This window comes from Vibrio glycogenivorans (assembly GCF_051660965.1).
In the GTDB taxonomy this organism is placed as follows: domain Bacteria; phylum Pseudomonadota; class Gammaproteobacteria; order Enterobacterales; family Vibrionaceae; genus Vibrio.
This window is the reverse complement of record NZ_JBPVIS010000001.1, coordinates 841,179-866,792: the sequence shown is the minus strand read 5'-3', so window position 1 is coordinate 866,792 and position 25,614 is coordinate 841,179. Positions and strand designations below refer to the sequence as shown.

At 50.5% G+C, this 25,614-nt stretch carries 18 protein-coding genes; 9 read left to right on the top strand and 9 right to left on the bottom strand.

The window, feature by feature from the left end:
* Positions 1-118: 118 nt before the first annotated feature.
* The 5 genes from ACSTTG_RS03830 to hemL form a co-directional block, all read right to left on the bottom strand.
* Positions 119-370, bottom strand: coding sequence for a hypothetical protein (locus ACSTTG_RS03830; RefSeq protein ID WP_438473828.1), 252 nt, complete (start codon positions 368-370; stop codon positions 119-121).
* A 298-nt stretch (positions 371-668) separates the two neighbouring features.
* Entirely contained in the window at positions 669-4,058 is a 3,390-nt protein-coding gene (locus ACSTTG_RS03825; protein ID WP_438473827.1) for a response regulator, read from the bottom strand.
* Positions 4,059-4,638: 580 nt separating this feature from the next.
* Positions 4,639-5,664, bottom strand: coding sequence for a 16S rRNA (guanine(1207)-N(2))-methyltransferase RsmC (gene rsmC / locus ACSTTG_RS03820; RefSeq protein WP_438473826.1), 1,026 nt, complete (start codon positions 5,662-5,664; stop codon positions 4,639-4,641).
* Between the two features lie 66 nt (positions 5,665-5,730).
* On the bottom strand, positions 5,731-6,816 hold the full coding sequence (locus tag ACSTTG_RS03815) for an AI-2E family transporter (RefSeq protein ID WP_438459115.1): 1,086 nt from the start codon (positions 6,814-6,816) through the stop codon (positions 5,731-5,733).
* Positions 6,817-7,270: 454 nt separating this feature from the next.
* Complete coding sequence (gene hemL, locus ACSTTG_RS03810) at positions 7,271-8,557, bottom strand: glutamate-1-semialdehyde 2,1-aminomutase (protein ID WP_438473825.1); 1,287 nt, start codon at positions 8,555-8,557, stop codon at positions 7,271-7,273.
* 226 nt (positions 8,558-8,783) lie between these two features.
* Between hemL and erpA the strand changes: the two genes are divergently transcribed.
* The 3 genes from erpA (at position 8,784) to ACSTTG_RS03795 (ending at position 13,561) form a co-directional block, all read left to right on the top strand.
* On the top strand, positions 8,784-9,125 hold the full coding sequence (gene erpA, locus ACSTTG_RS03805; RefSeq protein WP_438473824.1) for an iron-sulfur cluster insertion protein ErpA: 342 nt from the start codon (positions 8,784-8,786) through the stop codon (positions 9,123-9,125).
* 136 nt (positions 9,126-9,261) lie between these two features.
* The gene (locus ACSTTG_RS03800; RefSeq protein ID WP_438473823.1) at positions 9,262-10,374 is read left to right on the top strand and encodes an efflux RND transporter periplasmic adaptor subunit; all 1,113 of its coding nucleotides are present in this window, start codon (positions 9,262-9,264) and stop codon (positions 10,372-10,374) included.
* A gap of 10 nt (positions 10,375-10,384) precedes the next feature.
* Positions 10,385-13,561 (top strand): efflux RND transporter permease subunit, encoded by a 3,177-nt coding sequence (locus ACSTTG_RS03795; protein WP_438473822.1) that lies wholly within the window; start codon positions 10,385-10,387, stop codon positions 13,559-13,561.
* Here ACSTTG_RS03795 and shyC read toward each other — a convergent pair.
* On the bottom strand, positions 13,558-14,847 hold the full coding sequence (gene shyC, locus ACSTTG_RS03790) for a peptidoglycan DD-endopeptidase ShyC (RefSeq protein WP_438473911.1): 1,290 nt from the start codon (positions 14,845-14,847) through the stop codon (positions 13,558-13,560). The two genes, ACSTTG_RS03795 and shyC, sit on opposite strands and share 4 nt — an antisense overlap.
* A gap of 129 nt (positions 14,848-14,976) precedes the next feature.
* Between shyC and tyrS the strand changes: the two genes are divergently transcribed.
* Complete coding sequence (gene tyrS / locus ACSTTG_RS03785) at positions 14,977-16,164, top strand: tyrosine--tRNA ligase (protein WP_438473821.1); 1,188 nt, start codon at positions 14,977-14,979, stop codon at positions 16,162-16,164.
* A 659-nt stretch (positions 16,165-16,823) separates the two neighbouring features.
* A complete protein-coding gene (locus ACSTTG_RS03780) occupies positions 16,824-17,669 on the top strand; it encodes a magnesium transporter (RefSeq protein WP_438459109.1) in 846 nt (281 codons plus the stop codon).
* Here ACSTTG_RS03780 and dacB read toward each other — a convergent pair.
* A complete protein-coding gene (dacB, locus tag ACSTTG_RS03775) occupies positions 17,648-19,090 on the bottom strand; it encodes a serine-type D-Ala-D-Ala carboxypeptidase (protein ID WP_438473820.1) in 1,443 nt (480 codons plus the stop codon). The two genes, ACSTTG_RS03780 and dacB, sit on opposite strands and share 22 nt — an antisense overlap.
* Positions 19,091-19,223: 133 nt before the next feature.
* On the bottom strand, positions 19,224-20,210 hold the full coding sequence (locus tag ACSTTG_RS03770) for a porin (protein ID WP_438459107.1): 987 nt from the start codon (positions 20,208-20,210) through the stop codon (positions 19,224-19,226).
* A gap of 564 nt (positions 20,211-20,774) precedes the next feature.
* Between ACSTTG_RS03770 and greA the strand changes: the two genes are divergently transcribed.
* On the top strand, positions 20,775-21,248 hold the full coding sequence (greA, locus tag ACSTTG_RS03765) for a transcription elongation factor GreA (RefSeq protein WP_438459106.1): 474 nt from the start codon (positions 20,775-20,777) through the stop codon (positions 21,246-21,248).
* 169 nt (positions 21,249-21,417) lie between these two features.
* On the opposite strand, the gene yhbY is transcribed toward greA, so the two are convergent.
* Positions 21,418-21,714, bottom strand: a complete 297-nt coding sequence (gene yhbY, locus ACSTTG_RS03760; RefSeq protein WP_438459105.1) for a ribosome assembly RNA-binding protein YhbY — start codon at positions 21,712-21,714, stop codon at positions 21,418-21,420.
* A 276-nt stretch (positions 21,715-21,990) separates the two neighbouring features.
* Here yhbY and rlmE point away from each other — a divergent pair, with 276 nt between their 5' ends.
* The 3 genes from rlmE (at position 21,991) to folP (ending at position 25,591) form a co-directional block, all read left to right on the top strand.
* On the top strand, positions 21,991-22,620 hold the full coding sequence (gene rlmE, locus ACSTTG_RS03755) for a 23S rRNA (uridine(2552)-2'-O)-methyltransferase RlmE (RefSeq protein WP_438473819.1): 630 nt from the start codon (positions 21,991-21,993) through the stop codon (positions 22,618-22,620).
* Between the two features lie 108 nt (positions 22,621-22,728).
* The gene (gene ftsH / locus ACSTTG_RS03750) at positions 22,729-24,681 is read left to right on the top strand and encodes an ATP-dependent zinc metalloprotease FtsH (protein WP_438473818.1); all 1,953 of its coding nucleotides are present in this window, start codon (positions 22,729-22,731) and stop codon (positions 24,679-24,681) included.
* Positions 24,682-24,745: 64 nt separating this feature from the next.
* A complete protein-coding gene (folP, locus tag ACSTTG_RS03745; RefSeq protein WP_438473817.1) occupies positions 24,746-25,591 on the top strand; it encodes a dihydropteroate synthase in 846 nt (281 codons plus the stop codon).
* Positions 25,592-25,614: the final 23 nt, after the last annotated feature.

The window sequence follows — 25,614 nt, the reverse complement described above, 5'->3', positions numbered from 1 at the left end:
AACGTGGAATAAAACGCAGCCAATTTACTGCGCATTCTAAGCTCTACCTCGTGGCTTGCTGCCTCTAAATAACCGCTAAAAAGCAGCGCCTCGAGTGGCCTGTAGACCTCAGTTAGGGTTAAGAAAACACCGATTTAACCGGATTAGCAATGTGATTTCCCGTCAAAAACGTAAAAACGACTAAACGATCCGTCAAAAACGTCAAAACCGCGCCAATAGAGCGAAATTGGCTCGCTAGAAAGGCAGTGACTTGAGTCATGTTTTTATACTGAATCGAATTCATAAGTAAGTATTCACTATCTACAAATGCTCTGTTTGTTCTGGTTGGTTTAGGGCTTGGTGTTTCATGGTGATCCAGTTCACCAGACATTTTAATAGATACTTTCTGCCGTGAAATTTATCTCGTTACTTTGTTGTGATTCGACTCTCAAATCACCAAGTTAATGGTCATTCATGGATTGTTTAGACTGAGAAATAGGGTTGAATAGCCTATTTTTTAATGATGAGAAGATGGTTATTTGATTGGATAAATTAAGTGGTGTTGGATAAGACACAAGCGGCTTAAGATGAGAGGCGAGAATTGAGAGGCGTGAAGCGAGAATATAAACACACGTGGTGAACCCCTCGCTCCCCGGAACGAAGTGAAACCCGCTCCTCGCCCCCTTTGTTTATGTAGTGATTAAGTTTTTCAGCTTGTCCCGCAAACCCTGAATATGCAGCCTCTCCGGCGTTTCCCCCGCGCCTTCATGGGCAAGAATAAACTCCAGTGAGCTCAGTACCGTACGCCAGCGTGGCGACTTAGGCAGTGTTTCCACACGCAGATACTTGTCCAACGTGCGCGTTTGCAGAGTGCTGCGGTCGAGATAGACGCGCCACAAGCCACTCTCTTCGGCAAAGCTAAACTTGCTCCTGCCCGTCGTCTCCTCCCAGTACTGCAAACCGCAATTCATCGCCTCTACCAAGGTTTCACGCATCGCCTCTTGCTGCGACTTGGCGCAGGTCTTGGCTTTTTGTGACAACTCATCAAACTCACTGCCAAGGTGCTGCAGCTGCGCAAGCTTGTCTCGATCGCCCTCAAAGGCATAGCTCGACAGTGCCTCTAGGGCGGATTCTAGGTTTTGTACTCGACTGGTGCCAAGGGTGGCACCCAAATCAAAGATATACATCCGACGAAGTCCACTGCCAGGGGCGAGGGTGAGTATCTCGCTGGCGATGGTTTGCTGGGCCTCACCGACCCGAACCTTTACCTGACCACAGAAGCGTGGCTGCTCGGGCTCAAGGTATTCGCAGTCGACAAATTCACTGATGAACGAGCGTAGCAGTTGCTCCTGAGGGCGCCTTAGCAAGCGCGCCGCGGCAAGGTTGGCATACTTTATCTTTAGGTCATCGTGCACACAGACAATTGCCTCAGGCGCACAATCCAGTTGTTCAAGCAGTCGCTGCTGGGTATCGAGCAGGTTAGCTTCCGCTTCGAGGCGCTGCTTTAGCTCTTGTTGCAACTGATGATTTTCCTCGCGGCGCAGTTCAGCGTTGCTGGCCTGCAGGTGAGCGCGGATCCGAGCGGCTAACTCAGGCTTATTAAACGGCTTAGACAGGAAGTCATTGGCACCAGATGAAAACCCTTTGATCTTGTCTTCGGCTTGATTGAGGGCGGTAAGCATAATGATTGGTAGCTCGGCGTGATCGAATCGCTCACGCAAGTGGCGGCAGACTTGATAGCCATTCATTTCGGGCATCATCACATCGAGCAAGACAAGATCGGGCTGCTGACGCTTGATCTGCTCAAGCGCCTGCTGACCATCATAGGCCGTCGTGACTTGATAGCCTTCAAGGCGAAGAAAACTCTCTAATACTCGCACATTAACCGGCTCATCATCGGCAATCAGGATCTTGGCGCCGTTTGGATTCACCGGCAATTGCCCAAGCGTCTCCTCGCCAAGCTCGATCGGCATCGGAACCTCAAAGTGAGGTTGAACGGCGGCGGTACTGGATTGCTCTATCTGGGTTTTGCTTGCCGCTGGAAGGGTAAAACTCATGGTCGTACCCAGCATAGGTTGGCTGCTGACATACAGCGCCCCATGCATCAACTCTACCAGTTGACGGCTAATGGATAACCCAAGCCCTGCTCCCTGACGGTAGCCCGCTGCCCCTTTGCCAGCTTGAATTAAGGGCTCGAAGATATGCTCAAGCTGCTCAGTAGGGATGCCTTGGCCTGTATCGACAATCTGAATGCGGATTTGATCGTCGATTTGGCTGGTGGAGATAACAATCTTCCCCTCACTGGTGTACTTAATCGCATTGCCAATCAGGTTGTATAACACCTGCTCGATACGTTGTGGGTCAGCGTAGACCCAGAGGTTTTCTTCTACTTGATTGATGATCCGAATTGGCTTGTTACCCAGCAAGTGATGGGAGAGCTCGAGGACCAGCCGAGTGGCACTGGCGATGTTGACAGCATTTGGGTGGATATCCAGACTGCCATAGCGCATCTTGTGGTAGTCGAGCAGATCATCCACCAAGTTAGTCAGGCGCTGACCACTGCTGACAATAATATCCAGTTGGTAGCGGTGTTCGGCTGAAATGGGTCCGCTGGCTCCAGCGATCAAGGCCTCGGCGATCCCAACCATGCCGTGCAAGGGGGTACGAAGCTCATGTGAGGTGGTGGCAAGAAACTCGTCTTTGAGCTTGTTGGCGATCTGCAGCTCGTCATTTTGCTTTTGGATCAGGGCAAGGTTGTCCTCGAGCGCCTGGTTTTGGTTGTTTATCAACTGGATCTTATCGCGAATAGAGCGACGCATGCGCTCAAAGCTCACCGCTAGGCGGCCAACCTCGTCTTTGCGCTCGAGATGATTAATCGCTTGTTCAAGATCGCCTGCTGAAGCTTTTTCTGCCGCCCAAGTTAATTTGAGCAGTGGCGCAGTGATAAAGTTAGATAGGTAGTGAGAGGCGACAATCACCAACACCAGCGCAATCAGCATGGTAACAACAAACACCTTTATCAGCTGATGAACGCGCGCAAAGGCTTTGCCCTCTGCAACCTCGGTGACAATGGCCCAGTGCAAACCTGCCACCTCGATGGGGGCATAAGCAGCAAGGATTTTTTGCTCGAGAGCATTGCGATAGCTGCCGACCTGTTTATCACCCAGCAGTGCGTGCTCGATAACCTCTCGGCTAAGCTCAATATCGCGACTCTCAAGCGTGATAACCCGGCTTTGATAGTCATGGCCGACCAAGAGGGTGGTGACTTTTTCGTCTTGGTTATGTGGTGCTATTAGCTCGGAGAGCGCCTGATTAGGCAGGCGGAATAGAGCGTAACTATGTAGGTAGCCCTGCTGAATAATCGGCGCGCCAAACCAAGCGTAGGTGGCGCCGTCTTGTTGGCTAAAATCAGACAGTACAATCGGGGTGGCATCTTTGTTGACATGCTGAGCCTCGCTGACCTGTTGCGTAAGTTGTGCAAAGGTTCTCCCTAAGCTATCGAGCTGAAAGGCCCCCGTTTGCAGGTTGGTCCCAAAATAGTCATGTTTATAGATGGAGTAGGTGACGTTACCCTCGAGATCGACTAGGAGAATATCGTCAAAATCGGAGCGTTCTAGCAGCTCTAGAAACCCCCAGTGGTAACGCTTGTGCAGCAGCCGGTAACGTTCTGAGCCATTAAACAGCGGTGACTGAGGGAGGATGCGCGTCTTAAGTTCATCGCCCGAGCCAGGAATATAGCGATTCTGCGCCTGCTCTCTGGCCTGTTCAATCGACAAACCTAAGCTTTGAAACGCATTGACCAAACCATAAAAGCGCCCACCACTGGCGTAAGCCAGCTCAGAACGGACAAATCCCAGTACTTCTGCCTGTCTAGCCTCAATGTAATCAATTGTTTGTTGTTTTTTTGCGTCTCGAATTGAAACCAGGTGCGAGGTGCTCTGCTCACGCAAGTCACTACTGTGTGAGTGAAGAAAGAAGAGGGCAATCCCAGTTAATGGGGTAATACTTAACACCAAAAAAGCGATCATCAAGGTGTGCTGAAGCCGCTTGAATTTTGTCTTAGAATACAACTCAAACATAAATTTGCCTATTTATCAGTTGCTTGAGGTGGAGGTGCTGTGAGTGTTATCGCTGTTTGACATCAAAAGTCAGCGACCAATCGACCATCCTTGAGGTGCGCAGCCGTTTCATCGGATAAGATCAGCATTGGGGAAAGTGCTGGTTTAACCGCTGCCGATAAACGTAAATACGCCGTTATTTTGACAAAATTAACAAGTTTTTTTTCTTAAGCAAGTAAGTCGAACGGAAAGCGTGTTGAACAGCAAAATTTTTCTAAAACAAAAATTAAAGGGTGCGGGATGAAGGGTGCGGGGTACGAGTTACACTTCGTTCCGAGGAGCGGGTAACAAGACGCGTGCGTTGAACACCTCGCCCCTCGAAGGGCTATGCCCGTACTCGATCCTCGCCCCTTCGCGCTAAGCGCGGCGGGAGCGAGTAAAAAGACGCACGCGTTGAACGCCTCGCACCTCGGAGGGCTGTGCCCGAGCTCGATCCCCGCCCCTTTGCGTTTAGCGCGGCGGGAGCGAGTAAAAAGACGCGCGCGTTGAACGCCTCGCGCCTCGAAGGGCTGTGCCCGTACTCGTTCCTCGCCCCCTCGCGCTACGCGCGGCGGGCGTGATAAATCGCGAACTTGGTGGTTTTGGCAGGGGTATCGCAGTGGCCAAAAGCGGTTTCGATAATTGGGATGTATTTTAAGAAGCTGTTGGCGACGACGAACATCTCGCCATGAGGCTTGAGGTATTTGGGTGCCTCTGCAAGCAGGGTTTCGGTGGCGCTGTAGCTGGTATCGAGACCTGAGTGAAACGGTGGGTTGGTGACTAGGTAATCCAGTCCTGCATCGATGTCGCTGAACACGTCAGAAGCAAATACATGACCTTTGAGTTTATTGGCTGCCAGTGTGGCTTGGCTTGATGCAATCGCTAAGGCACTAATATCACACATCTGAAGGTTAATTTCTGGGTTGAGTTTTGCCATCACAGCGCCAAGCACGCCTGCGCCGCAGCCAAAGTCGAGTACGCGACCTTGCAGTTTAGGCAGGTTATCGAGCAGCAAGCGGCTGCCAATATCGAACTCACCATGGCTAAACACACCCGGCAGGCTGTGGATCTCAAGTGTTTGGTCGGCGTAGGCTACAGAGTACTGCTTAAACCAATCTGCCAGATCAAACGGCTCAGGTGTCTCTGTGCATTGTCCCCAGTAGAAAGAGCAGCGGCGCGCTGAGTCATACTTAGTGATTCGCCCATAAGAGGTAAACATTTTCTCAACGCTTTTCACTCCAGAGCGGTTTTCACCCACGACAACGATCTCAGTGTCTTTACCCAGTTTGGCCATTAACATGCGCAGCAAAAACTCTGCCTCGGCTTTGGCTTTAGGCCAGTAGAGCAGCACCATATCAGCTGGGGTTTCCATGCTGAGTTCAGCAGCAAATTGGCTTTTGATCGATGGGTAATTTTGTATTTGTCGATAGTAGCCGTAGTGAGTAGTGAACACGCTGACTGACTCACAGTGTTTTTGCAGCTCGACCGGGAAAAGATCTTCAATCTCTCCCGCGACCAAGACGTGTTTACCAGCAAAATACTCAAGTTGACGCTCAGCTACCTGGCTTGGGGCAATATAAGCAGACATACAAAATCCATCAAAAGTGAAAAGGCGCGCGATTGTCTCATAACCAGGCGCCCGCTTGAAGTCGGGTTAGTTATTATCTTGGTAATCGAGGAAGCTTTTGAACTCCTCTTCGTAGATATTAAACAAGGTAATGGTGATAGCAAAAATTAGTGGGCCGTAAATTAGGCCAATCAAGCCAAACAAATGGATACCACCGAGGAGCGAAAAGAAGATCATCAGGGTATTCATTCCCGCGCTACCCTGCATAAGCAGTGGGCGCAGGATGTTATCAATTGAGCCGACAATCGCGATACTCCAGATGGCAAGGAATGCGGCCCAGCCAACCTCTCCTGTTAGGAACAGATAAGCGGTGGCTGGTATCCAGATCAGTGCCGTTCCGACTACAGGAATAAACGAGGCAAAGCCCATCATGGTGCCCCAGAATAATCCCGGAAAGCCGGCGAGCCACATACCGATACCGCCAGCAAAACCCTGCGCAATCGCAGTGAGAAATGAGCCCATTACCGCTGATTTAGAGACCTGCTCTATCTCATCGAGCAGCTTGTCTTCTTGGCTGCGTGAGAAGGGCAGGATATGGCGCATTACGCTGATGATCTTGTCGTGATCACGCAGCAAAAAGAACAATACAAACAACATCAAAAAGAACGACACCAAGAAGTTGGTCGCATCACCAAGCACTTTGGCGCTGATGCTCACCAGCCCCGTGCCGAGCGTCGAGGCAGATTGCGCGGCTCTTTGGGCAATTTGTTGTGGGTCGATATCGTCAAAAGGCAGGTAGCTGTTGACAAAGTCGAGCCCTGTCCCGACCCAAGGATGATTCAGTATTTCTTCGATCCCCCCCTGAGTCACCCATTGATAGGCATTTTGTGAAAAGCTTGAGCCTTGCTGAATAATCGCGCCAAACACAAACAGTAGGGGAATCACGATAATAAAGGTCAGCACAATGCATGACAGCAGCGCAGCAAGGTTAGGTGATTTAGGCATCTTGCGCTCAAACCACTCGTGCATCGGAAACATCAAGAGCGAGATGATAAAGGCCATCACAATAGAGTTGATATAAGGCGCAATCAACAAGTAACAGGCAATCGCAGCAGCAATCAGGGCAACGATTAAAACTCGATGACTCGAGGTGATCTTAACTTTTTCACTCATACCAGGGTCTCTACCGTGTCGGCTATGGGTTTCAGGGCTTTGTTTATAATGGATGTAAAACAGTAGGTTATCAACATAAAACAAAGGGGCGAGGAGCGGGGACGGGCGTTGCCCTACGGGGTTCGAGGAAGAGCAGAGGCGGGAATCGAGGAAATTACCGCGCGCTGCGGATTTCTCGCATATTGTTAGGGGTAGGGCTCGAGGACGGGCTTTGCCCTACGGGGTTCGAGTAAGAGCAGAGGCGAGAAGCGAGGAAATTACCGCGCGCTGCGGATTTCTCGCATATTGTTAGGGGCGGGGTTCGAGGACGGGCTTTGCCCTACGGGGAGCGAGGAAGAGCAGAGACGGGCTATGCCCTGCGGGGTACGAGGAGTCTTTCACGAGTATTGAACTCCTCGCTCCTCGGAACGAAGTGTAACCCGCTCCTCGCCCCCTAAAACCGCGTGCGGTGAGTTTATTCCGCGAGTGCAGCGAAGCAGCGATCAGCGGCATCGAGCGTGTTTTGGATTTGTTCTTCACCGTGCGCGAGAGAAGTGAAGCTGGCTTCGAATGCGGATGGGGCTAGGTAGACGCCCTCTTCTAGCATGAGGTGGAAGAAGCGCTTGAAGCGTTCGATGTCGCACTTGGTGACGTCTTCGTAGCAGGTGATCTCGGTTTGGTCGGTGAAGAAGAAGCCGAACATGCCGCCGACTTGGTTTACCAGTAGCGGGATACCGTGCTTGTCGGCGCTGGCTTTAAAGCCATCGGCTAGCTGCTTGGTGATCTCGGCTAGGCGCTCTTCGTTGCCCGCTTTACGCAGCAGAGACAGAGAGGCAAGGCCTGCAGCCATCGCGACTGGGTTACCAGATAGGGTACCTGCTTGGTAAACTGGGCCGGTTGGGGCGATGTACTGCATGACGTCTTTACGGCCACCAAAGGCGCCGACTGGCATGCCGCCGCCGATGACTTTACCTAGAGTAGTGAGGTCTGGCTTGATGTTGTAGTGTGCTTGTGCGCCGCCCAGTGCCACGCGGAAGCCTGTCATCACCTCATCAAAAATCAGCAGCGCGCCTTCTTGGTCACAGATTTCACGCAAGCCCTCGTGGAAGCCCGCGATAGGTGGAATACAGTTCATATTGCCCGCGACTGGCTCGACGATAATACAGGCGATTTCACCAGGGTTAGCACTAAATAGCTCGCGCACAGACTCAAGGTCATTAAAAGTTGCGGTCAGGGTATGTTTAGCAAAATCCGCTGGCACACCCGGTGAGCTTGGCTGGCCAAGGGTAAGTGCGCCTGAGCCGGCTTTGACAAGCAGGCTGTCGGCGTGACCATGGTAGCAGCCCTCGAACTTGATGATCTTGTCGCGACCAGTAAAACCACGCGCAAGACGAATCGCACTCATGGTGGCCTCGGTGCCCGAGCTCACCATGCGCACCTGCTCCATTGAAGGCACCAACTCACTCACTAGCTCCGCCATCTCAATCTCGGTCGCGGTTGGGGCGCCAAAACTCAGGCCACGTTGCGCCGCTTCAATCACAGCATCGCGGATCGCTGGGTGGTTGTGGCCAAGGATCATCGGACCCCAAGAGCCGACATAGTCGATGTAGGCTTTGTCATCAGCATCAAAAATCAGTGGGCCATCGGCGCGCTCAATAAAGATAGGTGAGCCCCCAACGCCATTGAAAGCGCGTACGGGTGAATTTACGCCGCCAGGAATGGTTTGCTGAGCTTTTTGATACAATTGTGCTGATTTGGTCATTCGACAATCCTCTTGTTATTTTTACGGGACCAACTGGCAAGCATTGTACCCCGTCACACATTCAAGTAACAGGTTTCCTCGGCTCATCGCGGCGTAATACTTGAATGGTTCACTCAGGTATTAGATAATCTCGCCAAACTATAAACCTAAGATCGCGTTGTTATCTCAAGTGCTTAGATACTAAGCTTATGTAAAACAACGAGATTGTCTCTATGGGAGAGTATTTGTGAGCGAAGTAAGTATTCCATTGTCGTTTTCTGAAGCGGCAGCAACACGAGTAAAAACGCTGATCGCTGAGGAAGAGAACCCAGCGCTGAAACTGCGCGTGTACATCACCGGTGGCGGTTGCAGCGGTTTCCAATACGGCTTTACCTTTGATGAGGATGTGAACGAGGGCGATACCACGATTGAAAACTGTGGTGTGACGCTTGTGGTTGACCCGATGAGCCTGCAGTACCTAGTTGGTGGTGTGGTGGATTACACCGAAGGGCTTGAAGGCTCGCGTTTCTTCGTCGATAACCCAAATGCCACCACGACCTGTGGTTGTGGTGCGTCATTTAGCGTATAACATCACTACATATAGACCTCATGTGATGTAGCAGTTGGTGTGAGCCAACTGCATCAGCTTACGTAAGTGTGAACAAGGAACTTGGTACGAAATGTACCTGTTCGCACGTAAGTTAAAAAAATAAAAAGGATTTTGTATGTCAAACCTCCCCTATGCTGGCTTGGGGAGACTAGGCTCGGCGATCACTCAGCGTCCTTGGCTAATCTCTCTTTTTCTTCTTGTCTCGCTTGGTCTGTGGCTGATGATGGGACCTGCGCAAGCAGACAATGACCCTAATCGCCAATCCGACCAACAAGTGCCGCTTGCCAAAGTGGTCTATCAAACCTTTCGTGCCGAAAACACCTTTAAGAGTATTGACCTTTATGGCCGCACTGCGCCGAATAAAGCCGCCAACCTTGGTGCTGAGTTTGCCGGGAAAATTGATCAGCTGGCGATAAAAAAAGGCGATAGAGTCAGCAAAGGTCAGGTGGTGGCCACAATAGATAAGGGTGACCTTGATATCCAGATGGCACGCGCACAAGCCATGCTCAAGGTGCGCAACAAGGAGTTCAACGCCGCGCAGTCGCTTAAAAATCGCGGCTTACAGGGTGAGGTGGCGTTTGCCACAGCAGAGGCCTCGCTAGCGGAAGCCAAGGCGATGGTCAGCGCCGTGCGTCTTGCGCTGCGTAATACCCAAGTGATCGCTCCGTTCAGCGGCATCATCGACACCTTACATATCGAGCAAGGCGACTATGTCGCGGTAGGTGACCCCATTGCCCACCTGATTGACCTCGAGAAAGTGGTGATTGAGGCGGATGTCAGTGAGCGACATGTACAAAGCCTCGAACTAGGACAAAATGCCGCTATCCGCTTTATCCAAGGCGACAGCGCAACAGGCGTAGTGCGCTATATCTCGCGCGTGTCTTCCCCTGCGACCAATACCTTCCCAATTGAAATCGAAATAGACAACCCAGAGCAGCGCATTCCAGCCGGGATTAGCTCTGAGGTGACGCTGGCGCTCAGAGAGATTATGGCGGTCAAAATTACCCCAGCGATGTTGGCGCTTGATGAGTCCGGCGACCTTGGTGTGAAAACGTTAGTCGATGAACAGGTTCACTTTGTGCCAATTCAACTAGTCAAAGCCGAGCAAGATGGAGTGTGGCTAGCAGGGCTCGGTGATGAGGTGGATATCATCACTACAGGGCAGGGTTTTGTGCGTGATGGCGATCAGGTGATCGCGACACGCGCAAACAATCAAGCAAGCCAATAGGGGGGCAGCGATGTGGTCTATCATTGATGCGGCGCTGTCGCGCTCGCGCACCATGTTAACGCTGTTGGTGCTGATCCTTATTGCGGGCACGCTCACCTATATCACGATTCCTAAAGAGTCGAGTCCAGATATTACCATCCCAATCATTTATGTTTCCGTCGGGCATCAGGGCATCTCGCCAATCGATGCCGAGCGATTGTTAGTCAGACCGATAGAGCAGGAGCTGCGCTCGATTGAGGGCGTCAAAGAGATGACCTCGACCGCCGCGGAGGGGCACGCCTCAGTGATGCTTGAATTTAGTGTCGGCGTTGATTTGGCCAAGGCAATGGCAGATGTGCGTGATGCAGTCGATCAAGCCAAGCCAAAATTACCTAGCGATAGTGATGAACCCACCGTCAATGAGGTGACTTTGGCCTCAGAAGAGCCGGTGCTGTCGGTGGTGCTCTACGGTACCGTTCCAGAGCGCACGATTGTGCAGATTGCGCGTCAACTGCGAGATCGTCTGGAGAGTTATCGTCAGATCCTTGAGGTGGATATCGCGGGGGATCGTGAGGACATCGTCGAGATCATCGTTGATCCGCTGTTGATGGAGAGCTATAACCTTGATCAGCAAAGTATCTTTAATCTGGTTGCGTTGAATAACAGGGTTGTGGCAGCGGGCTTTGTTGATACGGGTTATGGGCGCTTTTCCGTCAAAGTTCCCTCAGTGTTCTCCACCTTGCAAGACGTGCTTGAGCTTCCAGTCAAAGTGGATGGGCGCCAGGTGATCACCGTTGGTGATGTGGCCACGGTGCGCCGAGCCTTTCGTGACCCAGACTCCTTTGCGCGCATGGATGGCAAATCGGCGGTGGTGCTAGAGGTGAAAAAGCGTGCTGGCGAGAACATCATCGATACCGTTGCTCTAGTAAAGGCCGTTATGGAGGCGGCGCAGCAGCGTGAAGACTGGCCAAGTAACCTACTGGTAAAATACACCGGCGATCAATCCAAAGACGTGCAGATGATGCTCAATGATCTGCAGAACAATGTGTTATCAGCCGTGATTCTGGTGGTGATCGTGATCATCGCCATCTTGGGTGTGCGCACGGCTTTATTGGTAGGGATCTCAATTCCGGGCTCATTTTTAACTGGGTTATTAGTCCTATCGGTGTTTGGTTTGACGGTCAATATTATCGTGTTGTTTGCGCTGATTATGGCGGTTGGCATGCTGGTGGATGGGGCGATAGTGGTCACCGAGTTTGCAGACCGACGTATGCAGGAGGGCACACCTCGCAAGCAGGCGTATCGCGATGCGGCTAGGCGCATGGCATGGCCAATTACGGCATCGACCGCCACCACATTGGCTGCCTTTGCCCCCTTATTGTTTTGGCCTGATGTCACTGGTGAGTTTATGAAGTACTTACCGCTGACCTTAATTGCCACCTTGTCTGCCTCTCTAGTTATGGCGATGCTGTTTGTACCCGTGTTGGGGGGCTTGATCGGTAAGCCACAACATGTCAGTGAGGCCAACCGGATAAAAATGGTCGCCCTGCATGAAGGGGATTTCTCTAAAGCGACCGGGATAACCAAGCTCTACTATCACACCCTGGCGATCGCGATTCGCTATCCACTCAAGATCTTATTAGCTGCAATACTAATGGCTGTCGGGGTTGGGTTTGCTTACAGCAAGGCAGGGCTAGGTGCAGAGTTCTTCCCGGAAGTCGATCCGCCTCATTTTACGGTCAAGGTGCGCTCGTATGGGGACCTGTCCATCTATGAGAAAGACAGCATTATGCTAGAGATTGAGCAGGTCGTGCTTAATCACGATGAGTTCGACAGTATCTACACTCGCACCGGCGGTGATAACGAGATTGGTCAAATTCAGATCACGCCAGTCGATTGGCAGTATCGACGTTCAATTAAGACCATTATCGACGAGCTTGAGCAGCAGACTGCCAATTTTTCTGGCGTAGAGATTGAGTTTAAGTTCCCTGATGCCGGGCCACCGGTAGAGCATGATCTGGTGATTGAAATGACCTCCAGTGAGCCGTCGGTGCTCGATGGCGCCGCTAAGCAAGTGCGCGTTTGGGCCGATGGCAATGCGGCGCTGACCAATATCAGTGACTCATCGAGTAAGCCGGGCATTGATTGGCAAATTGATATCAAGCGCGATGACGCGGCTCGCTTTGCCGCCGATGCAACTCTAGTGGGTAACACAGTTCAATTTGTTACCAACGGACTTAAGATTGGTGAGTATTTGCCAGATGATGCCAGTGAAGAGGTGGATATCTTGGTGCGCTACCCTTCGAGTAAGCGAGATATCGGCCGCTTCGATGAGTTGCGAGTGAAAACGGCAACGGGCCTAGTTCCTATTACTAACTTCGCCCAAATCACCCCCGACCACAAGCAAGATACCATCACTCGAATTGATGGCGAGCGGGTGATCAATATCCAAGCGGATATGCGCGAAGGGTATAACCTAGCGCTCGAGCTACCAAAGATAGAGCAAGCGCTCAGCGCACTGCCATTACCAGCAGAAGTAGAGTTTAAGATCCGAGGTCAAAATGAGGAGCAAGAGAACTCCTCGGCCTTCCTGCAAAGTGCATTTATCGTGGCGCTCGCTGTAATGGCACTGATCCTTATCACTCAGTTCAATAGCTTCTATCAAGCGCTGCTGATCTTGAGCGCGGTGTTGTTTTCCACTGTTGGGGTGTTCGCCGGACTACTGATCTTCCAAAAACCCTTTGGTGTCATCATGTCAGGGATTGGCGTGATTGCCCTAGCGGGGATCGTGGTGAACAACAATATCGTTTTGATTGATACCTATAACCAGCTGCTCAAGCGTGGTTTAAGCAAGCATGAGGCTATCTTGCGCACCGGTGTGCAGCGTTTGCGCCCAGTATTGCTCACCACGGTCACCACCATCTTAGGCTTAATGCCGATGGTGCTGGAGATGAACGTCGATCTGATCAATCAGAAAGTAGAATTCGGCGCACCAAGCACGCAGTGGTGGTCGCAGCTCGCGACCGCCGTCGCAGGTGGGTTGGCGTTCGCGACCGTATTGACGCTGGTGCTCACCCCTTGCTTGTTGATGCTTGGGCGTGGTCAAAGTAAAGATGACAGTGCCAATCAGGATAACTCGACTCGAGAGGCATCCGTTCGCGATATTACCCAGCGGCCGCTGCAACGCCAAGATAACAAGGCAAGCTAATTAGCCACCATTAAATCGCTATAACGACTCAGTGTTGTCAGGTGGGTCGTTGCGTTAGCGATAAACTGACTCTTGGCTTGCCCTTTGAGCGAGGGAGATAGGGGCAAGTCAACCGTGCGCGGATTTTTGTGCACGCCATTGACCAAAAACTCGTAGTGCAGGTGTGGTCCAGTGACGCGGCCGGTGCCGCCTAGCGTGCCGATGGTTTGCCCCTGCTTAACCCGCTGACCAGTTTTGACACTGCGCTTGGTCAGGTGGAGGTACTTAGTCATATAGGTGCGGGTGTGGCGGATAAACACATAGTGGCCGTTGAACTTGTTGTAGCCAGACTTTTCTACTACCCCATCGCCAGCAGCCCAGATTGGGGTGCCGACGGGCGCAGCGTAGTCTGTGCCGTTGTGTGGTACCACGCGGCCCGTCACAGGGTGGCGACGTACTGGATTAAAGTTGGAGGTGACGCGGCGAAAATCCAGCGGAGCGCGCAAAAAGGCTTTTTTCATCGCCCGGCCATTTTGGTCAAAGTACTCGCCGCTGCGCTCATCAAGGATGGCGATAAAGGTTTGTCCCTGGTTGCGAAATGAGGCGGCGATGATTTGGCCGGTTGACACCACTTCTCCTTCCACCAGTTGCTCTTGATAGAGCAGTTCAAAGTGATCCCCCTTGCGAATATCCAGAGCAAAGTCGATATCCCAACTGAAGATGCCCGCGAGCGCCATGATCTGGTTGGCCGTGAGGCCGGCCGACATCCCTGCATTCCAGAAGTTGGAGTGAATGGTCGCTTGCGCGTAGTTGTACTGGGTGATGACTGGCTTTTTGGCCAGTTGCGATTCGAATCCATCCGCAGCGCGGGTAACGACAAAGGTCTCTGTCGCACTGCGTGGGCGGCGCAACTCAATCAGGTCACCATCATCATCAAACCCAAACTCAAGCGTATCGCCCGGCATGAGGCGTGAGAGTTGGCGCTCGATATCTGAGCTGGTGGAGGTTAATTGGTAGAGTAGCCGTGAAGAGAGGTTGAGACGCTTAAATAAGATAGCGGCACTCTCGCCATTGCCGACTTGGTGTTTTTGCCAATTGAGGGAGGCATCACTGGGAAGCGTGATAGTGGGGGCGAGCCTGCGCAGGTTTATTTCAACTGGATATAGCTGACCCACTTTATAGTGGTTGTCAAAATGAGCCAGCGTGTGCGGCTCGGGCAGAAAAAACGCCGCAAAGGCCATCAGTGCGAGTGATAGCCCAATCAGGATTCGGTGCAGCCAAGGCAGACGCTTAAATATTGACAATATCATCGGCGCGATTCGCTTATTGGTTGTTTTTTTGCTCTAGGATCAGTCTAACTGGTTTCAATTGTAGCGGCGATTAAAGTACACTGTCGGACTATTAAATTTTCCGAATATGTGTGGGAGCGAACAAGAATGGCGAGCATTGAAGCTGCACTGGCTGAGATTACGCGCGGTGTTGATGAACTGATTCCAGAAGAAGAACTGATTGCGAAACTAAAAGAGGGTCGTCCTCTGCGCATCAAACTGGGCGCTGATCCAACGGCACCCGACATCCACCTGGGTCACACGGTTATCCTGAACAAGCTGCGTACTTTCCAACAGCTAGGTCATGACGTGACGTTTTTGATTGGTGACTTCACCGGTATGGTGGGTGACCCAACGGGTAAGAATACCACGCGTCCACCACTGACTCGCGAAGACGTACTGCGTAACGCTGAGACGTATAAAGAGCAGGTATTCAAGATCCTAGATCCTGCCAAGACTAAGATTCAATTCAACTCTGAGTGGCTATCTGAGCTCGGTGCCGAGGGCATGATCCGCCTAGCCGCGAACCAAACGGTTGCTCGCATGCTAGAGCGTGATGACTTTAAAAAGCGCTACACCACAGGCCAGCCAATCGCTATCCACGAGTTTATGTACCCACTGCTACAAGGCTATGACTCAGTGGCAATGGAAACCGACGTTGAGCTTGGCGGTACTGACCAGAAGTTCAACCTGCTGATGGGTCGTGAGCTGCAAAAAGCACACGGTCAAAAGCCGCAGGTTATCCTGACTATGCCACTGCTGGTTGGTCTTGATGGCGTGAAGAAAATGTCGAAGTCGGCGCACAACTACATTGGTGTTAGCGAAGCGCCAAGCGAGATGTTCGGTAAGATCATGTCGATCTCTGATGATCTGATGTGGAGCTACTACGACCTACTATCATTCCGTCCTCTAGAAGAGATTGCTGAGTTTAAAGCAGGCGTTGAAGCGGGTAAAAACCCACGCGACGTAAAAGTACTGCTGGCTAAAGAGATCATCGCACGCTTCCACTCAGAAGCAGACGCAGAAGCGGCTGAGCAAGAGTTCGTTAACCGTTTTGCTAAAAACCAGATCCCAGATGAAATGGCTGAGTTCAGCTTTGAAGCTGGCCTTCCGGTAAGTAACCTGCTTAAAGAAGCGGGTCTGTGTTCATCAACATCGGAAGCGATGCGTATGGTGAAACAGGGCGCGGCGAAGATCGATGGTGAAAAAGTGGTTGATGCCAAGTTTACCCCTCAAGCGGGCACGTTTGTGTTCCAAGTCGGCAAACGTAAATTTGCGCGCATCACAATTCAATAATGCCCTCAGGGTGCAATAGTTGATGGGTGGGTCAGGATGGAAACATTTTGACCCACTTTTTTTTCCCCTGAAGGGGAGGGGCGAGATGCGAGGTCGCTTCGCTGCGAGAGGCGAGGAGTATGTCGTGTGTGTTTGCCTCCTCGAACCTCACTAGTCCCAGAACTAAAGGGGATAGCGTGAATTGTACTTAGTCATGTGAGTTTAGTTTAGCCACGATCACTAGACTCCTCGAACCCCGTAGGGCTCCGCCCGTCCCCGCACCTCGCCCCCTTTGTGCTTCCTGATATTTGAAAAATATCATGATCTGTCTCACAAATGTTGTTATACTCCGCCGCGCTGCAATCGTTGCAGTACTTTTGGAGATAACTATGAACAATACCGACCATCCTCCTAGTATGAAGGGAGAAGAATAATCCGCTTCGGTATTGGCGATCTCTGTCTCTACCTTGCGGTAGAGAATCGACTTTTCTAAAGAGCTCACTTTCTTAAAGAACTTACTTTCTCAAAGAACGAGCAGCTCTAACAACTTCTTGAAACGTTCCTCTCTTATTTTTCTCCTGTTTATCTAGATTCGAGATATTCTGCAGTCGCAGCGCGAGTGTTGCGTGGCTGTGTGTGTCTTTGATGGTCGTTACCTGTTGCCAATCGGGAGATTCGCCATGACGGTAATGAGCAATACTACTTTGGAACAAGCGCCACGTTATTCTCGTGAAGAGATCGGGGCGGCACGGAATGCATTTTTACAGTACAACCAGGATAAGCAGGTTGAGCTGTTGACTGTGATGCCAATGGAAGAGGCAGTGGCGATTTTGCACTACTGCTCACTGGGGCATGTACAAGATTTGATTAACCAACTCGATATCGATGGTCACGATAAGCTGGCGCGTCACTTTGCGCACCACTTGGGTTTGATCCACTCGGAAGTTGAGCCGGCCAACACCTATCTATCGACCTCGGTGTTTGGTCACTTTAAGCAGCGTATTGGTTGGATTGTGGCGCTGGCGCTGCTGGGTATCGTGTCGGGTTTGATTATCGCCCAATATGAAGACACCTTGAGTCAATTGGTGCTACTGGCTATCTATATGCCGGTCATCGCGGCAGCGGGTGGTAACACAGGTACTCAGGCGGCCACTCTAGTGATCAGGGCACTTGCCACCGGTGAGCTGAAAAAGCGCCAGTGGGTTGAGGTGCTGTGGAAAGAGAGTCGAGTGGCTATCTGCATTGCGGCGGTGATTGCGCTGGTGATTGTAGGCCGTATCTTAGTGTTTAGCGATAGCAGCTCAACCGGCGGCTTTGATCTCAATACCATTGCGCTAGCGATTGCGGTTGCCCTGTTTATTCAGGTGACGATTTCGACCATCTTGGGTGGTTTGCTACCGATTTTGGCGCGTGCGTTTAAGCTTGACCCCGCAGTACTGGTGAGCCCAGTACTCGCATCCATCGTTGATATTTCAGGCATGTGGATCTACTTCACCGTGGTGAACTACTTCTTGGGCATTGCCTGAGAAAACTCAACCACTTGCTGATAAAACTCAGTCTCAAATAGCGTAATTGGTGCGATGGTAGCTATACCATCGCGCTTTTTCATTGGGTGGTAATCAGCAACAAACTGAACAAATAGAGTTTGCGGCTTACCTTGCTGATCCAAACCAAACCCCGCCATATTATAAGTGCCGTATACCGAGCCACTTTTAGCAATAATGTTACCCTTCACTGGCGCCTTGCGCATGCTGCGGCGGTACTGCAAAGTCCCAGACTCACCTGCAGTAGGCATCAAGCCGATTAAGCCCAAGCTTTCTTCCTGTTGCCAAATGTAGCGTAGCACCTTAGCCATATCTTCACTTGTCAGCAGATTATTGCGCGAGAGACCAGAACCATCCGCTAAGCGAGCATGGCTTAGGTCAATGCCGCTGTGCTCAAACACCACTTGTTTGATGGCTTCTGTCCCATTAGTAAACGTGCCTGCCGTTTTATATATGGTATGACCGAGGGTTTTGGTTAGGTTATCCGCAATCAGGTTATTGGAGCTTTTGAGCATCTTGGCCAGCAGTTGATCGAGTTCGACGGAAGTATGCTGCGCAAGCGGCTGACCATATTGGAAATCGGGCTTAGCACCGACGCGGATATGCCCTTTAAAGGCGATGTTGTGTTGGATAAGCAGTTGTTCAAGCACCAGCGAGACATACTGCGCCGTGTTTTGCACCGCAAAGCGCAGGGGTAGCGGCTTATCTCTGGCCACTAGGCAGCCATCAAGGTGATAGTGGTTATTGTCATCTGGTGTGAGCTCTAGCGTGCAGTGCGTTTCTTGCTGTACTTGTGTTGACACTGTGGTTGCGCGGGTGGTGGCGATGATTGGCTGGTGCTGGGGAACAAACACCCGCGTTGAGCCGTTTTGATTGGTGTAGATCGAGGCTTGGATGCAGTTTTTATCTAGTGAGATAGCACTTGATGGCGCACTGTAGCAGACGCCAAGGATGTCCCATGGCCAGCCAACGGCGCGCTCGTAGCCATCGAACACACTGTTATCGAGCCAGATATCGCCTTCAATAGTCGTGATGCCCTGCGCTTTGGCTTGAGTTAATAAATAGTTTAGATGCTCGCGCCTAAGTAGTGGATCGCCACTAAAGCGGACAATCAGATCGTCTTGATGCTGATAAAGCTCGGTAGCGAAGCTGAAGTCTTTGGGCAGAGTAAGCTTGGCAGCAAGTGCTGTGACCAATTTAAGGGTGCTAGCAGGAGGGAATAGTTGTTGGTTGTTACCCAGTGTTTGCTTTGGGTCAGGCACACTTAATGATTCGATCTGAGTAGTGACGCGACTGCCGTAGGGGAGTGTGCTAGTGATGCCCTGAGCGTCAACGATAGTTGAAGTAAACAAAACAGCCAAGAGCAAAACTTGGCGAGAAAAATAAGCAAGCGATCGTATCATCGGAGTCGGTCCATGACGTAAGGTTAGTGCTTGTTTATCTTAGCGTGTTTTGCCAAGCGATGTGATGTTTGTGCAAAAAAATAAAGAGGCTGAGCATCAGCCCAGCCTCCTTTAACCGGAATGCTTTACTAGCTTAGAAGGTGTACTTCATACCGAAACGCAGCGTGTCTTCATCTGCGGCCTTGTTATCAATATTGTTGTATAGATAAGCAAGGTATGCGTTAACGTTGCTTGTAAAGGCATAATCACCTGTGACTTCAAAGAAATCACTTTGGTCAACGTCGTCAACTTCAGTTTTTTGGTAAGCGCCCAGAAGGGTGAAGCCGTTACCAAAGTTATAGCTTGCGGCGAATTCCATACCGTCGAATTCAGCTTCGCTTGCGCTATCGTCACCTGTTGTGTAAGTCGCTGCAACGTAAAGACCATCAAGGGTATAGCTGATACCACCGATAAAGGCCTCTGGTGATACATCTGGGCCATTGTCGCCACCCGAGTAGCCAAGACCCAATGCTAGACCCATTGGCAGAGTATAGATTGCAGCAACGCCGTAACCGTCTTCATCGTCTGCTTCACCGAGAACTAAACTCGCCTTGACTTCTAATGCGTCAAACTGGCCTGCATATAGAATGGTGTTGTTGACTTGCTCGTTACCGAAGTTGGTAAACTCTTTTTGCGCACCAGTAAACGTGGTGACATCAGACATTTGTGAGATGATAACCGCGGCAGTATCTTGGCGACCAAACGATACGGCACCGAAATCACCCTTTAAGCCAGCAAATAGATAACGTTGAGTAAATGGGTTGTCTCCATCGTCATCATCATCAGCTTCACCGATGGAGTTATCATTGCTAGAGTAGACACCTTGTTCGGCCTCGTAGAAACCGAATGCAGAAAGATTATTGCTAATTTCAGTAGAGCCACCTAAGTTGAGGCGGAAGCGGCTTTTGTTCGCCATAGTGCCGTCGATTTCTGAACCACCAGTACCTATAAAGTCACCTCGGAATTCCGCACGCCCACCAACTTTAAGCTCAGTACCATCGTTGTCATACACGGTAGCGGCGTTTGCGCCGGTAGCCACTGCAGCAGCTGCCACTGCTAATGCGATCACATTTTTTTTCATCTTATTAGTCCTAATTTATTGTCCATAAATCATTGTCGTTATTTTTGCGAAGCGAGGGTTACCTCCTCCCGCGCGAACCATCTTGTGATTAAATTTCAACCAGTTCAAGGGGGTTGTGTCACGTTTGTAGGTTTCTTATTGCGAAATTGTGATCTGTGCTGCGTAAATATTGTGCTTCGGTTGATAAATTGCTGATTAGTTCTTATGAATCAGTTACTTAATGACATATTTTTTTTAAGGGGATTATAAATTTATTGTCCAAGTCACTGATATTTCGAGGTTTAATCTTGGTTTTAGTGCGGGCAAAAAAGTGCTACAGATGAACTTTTCCATCATTTGGCTGTCCCGTTTGAGAGAGAAAGCTCAATCCTGTCGCCAAAGGGCCGTCAAAGGGCAAGGCGACTGCACAAGTCGTGATTCAACGCGCAGAATGATCAATTTAGATGATTTACAGCGCGAGTTTGTTTACACTCAACACATCATCCAAGTTCTATCCACTTCCTGATCATCTGATTGGGCGGTGTTTTTTTGTCCAAAGACATCTTTGGCATAGGGGTAAAAATAATGGAAAAGGTTCCAATGACTGTTCGTGGTGCGGATCTTCTGCGCCAAGAGCTTGATCGCCTACTTAAACTGCGCCCACAAATTTCTGAAGCAATCGCAGAAGCGCGTGAACTCGGCGACTTGAAAGAGAACGCTGAATACCACGCTGCACGTGAAGAGCAGGGGATCTGTGAAGCGCAGATCCGTGACATCGAATATAAGCTGTCTGTGGCGCAAATCATTGATGTGACGCAAATGGACAACAACGGTAAGGTTATCTTTGGTTCAACCGTTACCTTGATCGATATCGATACTGACGAAGAGAAGACTTACCAGATCGTTGGTGACGACGAGGCGGATATCAAAGCGGGTCGTATCTCAGTAAGCTCACCGATTGCTCGCGGCCTTGTGGGTAAGATGGAAGGTGATGAAGTGACGATTACCACGCCAGGTGGTGCGAAAGACTTCGAGATTGATAGCGTCGAATACCTGTAAACACAGGTTCGAGGAGCGGGGGCGGGCATAGCCCTACGGGGTTCGAGGAGTATTATGCACTCTGGTTGTCCCGTGAATAAAGCTTGCTTCGCACAACGTCTTGAAAATTTGGTACAAAAAAGGTCGCCTTGGGCGACCTTTTTTTTGCTCTGCGACTTGAGTAATTTGATTACTTGCGCGGCAGCTCGATTTTACGCTCTTCGGTTTGGCGGTACAGTACCAGTGTTTTACCGATAGTCTGTACTTTCTCGCCGCCGGTTTCACGCACGATAGCATCGATGATCAGGTTCTTTGTCTCACGGTCTTCCGATGCGACTTTTACCTTGATCAACTCGTGGTGGTTGAGAGCAATTTCAATTTCCGCTAGAACAGCCTCTGTCAGTCCATTTGCGCCAAGTAGCACAACTGGTTTTAGAGAGTGTGCTAGGCCTTTTAGATGCTGCTTTTGTTTAGTGCTTAGGTTCATTACGCGGCCAATTTTCTTTAGTCTTAGGGTTGAAAAGCGGTATTTTAACGCCATCTATGGTGGAAGACTATAATTTATTGACCCAATCCTCATTGCGCTTAAGGTTGTGGCGCCCACTTTTAGCAAATAAATAATTGGTTTTTTTACCATAATTGCATAGTTAGACTATCATGTTAGTTAATGACCCTGTCAATAACTGCGCTGCTTCTCCAACCTAGAGTGTGAGGATTGGACTGTTGATACAATCGCTCCGTTTGGTGCCTTACTGGGAATAGAATGAGTAAACAAAAGCACTCGGCCAGCTCTGGTCGCTGGTTGAAGGAACACTTCGATGACAAGTACGCGAATGAAGCACGCAAAAAGGGTTACCGTTCGCGCGCGTACTTCAAGATGGAAGAGATCCAAACAAAAGACAAGCTGCTTAAACCCGGCATGACGGTGGTGGACCTTGGCGCTGCGCCTGGGGGATGGTCACAATATGCTGCTAAAATTGTCGGTGATGCGGGACAGATCATTGCGTGTGATTTGCTGCCGATGGACCCAATAGCAGGCGTGAGTTTCCTTCAGGGCGATTTTCGTGACGATGCCGTACTTGAGGCTCTGCTAGAAAGAATCCAACCGTCGATGGTTGACGTAGTAATGTCTGATATGGCTCCCAATATTGCGGGTAACAACTCGGTCGATCAGCCCAGAGCGATGTACTTGGTAGAGTTAGCGCTGGATATGTGTCGACAAGTTCTAGCCACTAATGGTAGCTTTGTTGTTAAGGTCTTCCAGGGAGAGGGCTTTGACCAGTACGTAAAGGAAATACGTGAGATGTTTAAAACCGTTAAGGTGCGAAAACCAGATTCATCACGAGCACGTTCTCGTGAAGTATTTATTGTAGCCACCGGTTACAAAGGCTAACTATTTTGCCCTTGCTGGCGAGAGTTAACACTATAGCTACAGCCAATAAACTGTAGTACCCTACCTTTAATTACAATTAGTTATCGAGAGGCTGACACCTTGAGTGACATGGCAAAAAATTTAATTCTGTGGCTAGTAATCGCTGTCGTACTAATGACGGTTTTCCAGAGCTTTGGCCCTGGAGACGGCAATAGCAGAACAGTAGACTACACCGCGTTTGTACAGGATGTTGGCCAAGGCCAGATTCAGGAAGCAACCTTTAAAGACAGTGAAATTACCTTTACGCGTAGAGGTAATGGCACTCGCTTTGTAACTTACATGCCAGTGTATGACCAAAAACTGCTGGATGATTTGATTAACCAAAACGTGAAAGTTCAGGGCACCCCACCTGAAGAGCAAAGCCTGCTTGGCTCGATTTTCATCTCTTGGTTCCCAATGATCTTGTTGATCGGTGTGTGGATTTTCTTCATGCGTCAGATGCAAGGCGGTGGTGGCAAAGGCGCGATGTCGTTCGGTAAGAGCAAGGCGCGCATGATGAGCGAAGAGCAAATCAAAACCACCTTTAGCGACGTTGCTGGTTGTGACGAAGCGAAAGAAGACGTGAAGGAGCTGGTGGATTACCTGCGTGACCCAAGCCGTTTCCAAAAGCTGGGTGGTAAGATTCCAACCGGCGTATTGATGGTTGGTCCTCCAGGTACTGGTAAAACGTTACTTGCAAAAGCGATTGCGGGTGAAGCGAAAGTTCCATTCTTTACTATCTCAGGCTCAGACTTCGTTGAAATGTTCGTTGGTGTCGGTGCATCTCGTGTGCGTGACATGTTCGAGCAGGCGAAGAAAGCTGCACCTTGTATCATCTTTATCGATGAAATCGATGCCGTAGGTCGTCAGCGTGGCGCGGGTGTTGGTGGTGGTCACGATGAGCGTGAGCAAACCCTAAACCAAATGCTGGTTGAGATGGATGGTTTCGAGGGTAACGAAGGTATCATCGTTATCGCGGCAACCAACCGTCCTGACGTGCTTGACCCTGCACTACTGCGTCCAGGTCGTTTTGACCGTCAAGTCGTGGTTGGTCTGCCTGATGTGCGCGGACGTGAGCAAATCCTTAAAGTACACATGCGTAAAGTACCACTGGCTGGTGACGTTGAGCCATCTTTGATTGCGCGTGGTACACCGGGTTTCTCAGGTGCGGACTTAGCAAACTTAGTTAACGAAGCGGCACTGTTTGCAGCGCGCGGTAACAAGCGCAATGTCTCTATGGTCGAGTTTGAACTGGCGAAAGACAAAATCATGATGGGTGCAGAGCGCCGCTCTATGGTGATGTCAGAAGAGACCAAAGAGTCAACTGCCTACCACGAAGCGGGACACGCGATTGTCGGCCGCCTGGTGCCTGAGCATGATCCTGTGTACAAGGTGTCTATCATCCCACGCGGTCGTGCACTGGGTGTGACCATGTATCTGCCGGAGCAAGATCGTGTGAGCATGTCTCGCCAGCACCTAGAGTCGATGATCTCGAGTCTTTATGGTGGTCGTCTAGCAGAAGAGCTGATCTACGGTTCTGACAAGGTCTCAACGGGTGCTTCGAACGATATCGAGCGAGCAACTGATATTGCGCGTAAGATGGTCACTCAGTGGGGCTTCTCGGATAAACTTGGTCCACTGCTCTACGCAGAAGAAGAGGGCGAGGTTTTCCTTGGCCGCAGCGTGACCCAGACCAAGCATATGTCAGATGACACCGCTAAGCTGATTGACAACGAAATCCGTCAAATCATTGATCGCAACTACGACCGAGCGAAGCAAATCCTAGAAGACAACATGGATATCATGCACTCGATGAAAGATGCGTTGATGAAGTATGAGACCATCGATGCGGGTCAGATTGATGATCTGATGGATCGTAAAGACGACATCCGCGAGCCTGCTGGTTGGGGTGATCAAGCGAAAGCGCAGTCTGAGGCACCTGCACAAGCTGCAGAAGCGAAACCTGCTGAGCAAGCTCAGCCAGAGAGTAAGCCTGAAGCGAAGCCAACCCAAGAGCCGTCAAGCGACCAAGATGCTGACTAACGCTCATTGAGTTAACTCACAATCAAACCCCGACATGCTCGGGGTTTTTGTCTATTTAGCGATTATGTTTATTCAATCCAAACACAAAACACTCGATTTATCCTCACCCCGAGTCATGGGTATCCTCAATGTCACGCCTGATTCTTTCTCTGACGGTGGTCAATACAACTCACTAGAGTCAGCATTAGCACAAACCAAGGCAATGATTGACGCGGGTGTCAGTATCATTGATATTGGTGGCGAGTCTACTCGCCCAGGTGCACCTGATGTGATGCTTGAGGAAGAGCTGGCTCGGGTGATCCCAGCGATTAAAGCAATCCGCCAATCTTACCCAGATATTTGGATCTCCATCGATACCAGCAAGGCTGAGGTGATGCGCCAAGCACTTGAGAGTGGTGCAGACCTGATCAATGATGTTCGCGCCCTGCAAGAGCCCGGTGCGCTGGCTGTTGCTGCTGAGTATCAGGTCCCTGTATGCCTTATGCATATGCAGGGTCAGCCGCGCACTATGCAGCATAACCCGGAATATCATGATTTACTGCAGGACGTCAGCGAATTCCTGAACGAGCGCGTCGCTGCGTGTGAGCAAGCCGGTCTTGGTAAAGATAAGCTGATCTTAGACCCAGGCTTTGGCTTTGGTAAGACGCTTGAGCACAACTATCAGCTGTTAGACCAACTGGAGTGTTTCCATCAGTTGGGCCTACCTCTTTTGGCGGGGATGTCGAGAAAGTCGATGATTTTTAAGCTGCTCGATAAAGCACCGGTACAAAGCGTCAATGGCAGCGTGGTGTGCGCGACCATTGCTGCGATGAAAGGCGCGCAGATCATTCGCGTGCACGATGTTGAGGAAACGGTAGAGGCGATGAAGATTGTCACTATGCTAAAACAGGCCAGAAATTCAGAGCGTTAGACTTAAGCTTGTCGTAAGTCTGC